At 69.9% G+C, this 2,987-nt stretch carries 2 protein-coding genes; both read left to right on the top strand.

The features are described 5' to 3' along the window. The coding region (locus FOE67_RS21350; RefSeq protein WP_182666461.1) for a tetratricopeptide repeat protein at positions 1–655 on the top strand (655 nt) is incomplete at its 5' end. 83 nt (positions 656–738) lie between these two features. Further along, on the top strand, positions 739–2,943 hold the full coding sequence (locus tag FOE67_RS21345) for an AIPR family protein (RefSeq protein WP_182666460.1): 2,205 nt from the start codon (positions 739–741) through the stop codon (positions 2,941–2,943). Positions 2,944–2,987: the final 44 nt, after the last annotated feature.

Raw genomic sequence — 2,987 nt, 5'->3', positions numbered from 1 at the left:
CCGCCGGTCCGCCCGTCCGACCCCCGGGGCCGGGGACGGCGCGGCCGTGCCGGAGGTCCCCGGGCACCTGGCCTCGGTGATGCTCCAGGAGATCAAGGAGGCCCGCGCGCACGCCGACGCCCTGTGGGAGGAGGAGCGGTACTCCCAGGCCGCGGAGGTGCTGGGCGAGATCATCGAGCCCGCCGGGCGCGCCCTCGGCAGCGAGAGCGCCCACCTGCTCAAGCTGCGGACGCTGCGGGCCGTGAGCCGGCTGTTGGCGGGCGACTACCGGGGCGCGCTGCCCGAGTTCGACGCGCTCGCCGCCGTCCACGCCCGCCTCCACGGCCCCACCCACGAGCGGACCCGCGACTGCCGGGCCCAGGCCGCCCGCTGCCGCGCCGAGCTGGGTCGGGTCACCGAGGCGCTGGAGGAACTGCGCGAGGTCCTGGCCATCGTCCGGGCCGTGGACGGCGACGCCGGCGAGGAGGCCGTCGAGCTGCGCCGCGACATCGGGATGCTGCTGCTCGCGCAGGGGCGGGCCGGCGAGGCCCGGGAGGTCCTGGAGCCGCTGTACGAGGACCTGTGCGTGGTTTACGGGGCGGACGACGAGATGGCCGTCGAGATCGCCGAGGCACTCGCCCTCATCCGCCTCGATCTCGACGAACCGGACACCTGACCGACCGTCGGCCGGCACGATCAACCAGTACGGACACAGGGGTGGGACCGGGGGGCCGGGCCGCCCGGGGAGAGGAAAGACCGATGAACGCCCAGCGCACCCACACCGCTGCTTTTTCCGTGGACACGGCGGTGCGCCAGGTGGCCACCGCACTGGAGAAGACCTACGCCGGCCTGCTGGAACTCGGCGACATCGAGGGCCTGCCGGAGCACGAGTACCGGCCCCGCATGTTGTCGCGGGCGCTCACCGCCCAAGCGGTGCGGATCGCCACCGGATTCAGCCCGGCCGAGGCCGCCGCCACCGTCATCGACGGCCACGCCGATCAGGGTATCGACGCCATAGCCGTAGTGGACGGCCCCAAGCCGCACGTGTACCTGGTGCAGGGCAAGTGGAGCCCCACGGGGAAGGCGTCGGGGGACCGGAACGCGGTCAACGAACTGTTCAACGGGCTAGAACTCATCGACAACGAGGACTTCGCCCCCTTCAACCCCCGGGGCCGTCAGTGGGCCGAGATTGCCAAGACCGTCATGGACAAGGGACCGGTGCCCGTCACCCAACTCATCGTCCTGATGCGCCGGGACGAGCCCGGCACGGGGTTTTACGACGCGCTGGAGGCCGGTAAGAAGCGGTTCAACAGTTACAGCAATCGGGTGGGGCATCGGATCATCCTCGCCAGGGAGGTGTGGGATTCGGTGCTCGCCGACCTCGCTCCCGAGCCCGTCGAACTCACCGCCACCCTCTTCCCCTGGTTCGGGACTACTTCCACTTTCCCCCACGAGTCCTACCAGGGCATCGTCATGGCGGAGCAGATCGCGGAGTGGGCCGAGAGCGGTTCGAACCTCTTCAACCTCAACATCCGCAACCCCCTGGGTCGTACCGCCATCAACAACGCCCTCATCGAGACCCTGAAAGAGGACCCTGCTCTCTTCTGGTACTTCAACAACGGCATCACCGTCCTGTGCGACTCGGTCGAGAAGACCGAGCGGCGCATCAAAGTCCCGCAGCAGGCTCCCCTGACATTGACTCTGTACAACGCCAGTGTGGTCAACGGGGCCCAGACCGTGCGGGCCGTCGCCGAGGCGGTGGCGGCCGACGAGATGGCGGGCACCGCCCAGGTCGGTGTCCGGATCATCGTCACCGGTCGGGCGACGGATTTTGCCAAGGAGACCACCAAGGCCACCAACCGGCAGAACCGTGTCGAGGCTCGCGACTTCATCGCCCTCGACCCCGTACAGGCCGTCATCATGGAGGAGATGCGCGCCGAACTCGGTCTGGAGTACGGCGTGCGCCGCAGCGAGGTGGAACCCTCCGGGGACATCGGCTGCTCCGTGGTCGAGGCCACCTGTGCCTTGGCCTGCTTTCACCGCGACGCCCAGTACGCCGCGAGGATCGCCCCCACCCTCAACGTGCTGGGCGACCGTGATTCCGAGGTGCTGTGGGAGCGCGGCCCCCAGGGCATCTACGACGTGCTGTTCCGTCCCCGGCCCGGTGTCTACCTGTTGTGGAACACCGTGCTGGTCCTGCGGGAGGTCCGCCGCGCCCTGAACACTCTGCGGGCCGCGTACGAGAGTCGGGGAGCCGCCCTCACCGAACACGGTCTCTACCTGCTCGCCCACCTGGTCTTCCGCCGGCTCGACACCGAGGCCATCGACGAACCCGACCCGGAGCTGGAGTGGGCGAGGGACGCGGTGAAGCAGATCCCCGACCTGCTCGGCGAACTGATCCCGACCGTCGCCGCGACCATCGACACCATATGCGGTGAGCGTTCCCAGATCCGTCTCGTGTGCGCCGACGCCAACCGGTGCCGGGAGATCGTCGAGCACGTGCTGCACGCCGCTGAGCAGCCCGGTGTCCTGCCGAAGACGGACAAGTACCGGCGGGCCCCGGCACGACGCAAGCCCCGACGTCCCAACGCGGTACGGGTTCTCGTCGACAAGGGAGTGCTGGACGAGGGCACGCCGCTCACCGTCACCCCCGGTTCCTCCAAGGAGGCCGAGGCACTGCGGGAGTGGCTGGCGGAGGACGAGCGACGCGGCCGGGCCACCTGGGTCAACCACCGCACCAAGCCGATCCTGTGGGCCGTCGACGGGAAGCGGTACGCCCCTTCCGGGTTGATCACCAGGATGTGGGAGGAGGCCGACTGGAAGGAACGGCCGGTATCCAACCAGGGCTCGGCCCGGTGGATGACCGCCGACGGTGAGACGCTGGCAGACCTGGCGTGGCGCACCCTCCAGGGGTTGGAGGACCCGGACGGGGAGGGCTCCGGCTCCGCCGGCACCTCCGACTGAGCGGGGGGTGGGTGGTGGCGACCGCCCCCACCCACCCCATACAC

The sequence above is a fragment of the Streptomyces calidiresistens genome (genome assembly GCF_014141525.1).
GTDB classification, from domain to species: domain Bacteria; phylum Actinomycetota; class Actinomycetes; order Streptomycetales; family Streptomycetaceae; genus Streptomyces; species Streptomyces calidiresistens.
The sequence above is the reverse complement of the archived record's forward strand: the minus strand, read 5'-3'. Positions and strand labels throughout refer to the sequence as shown.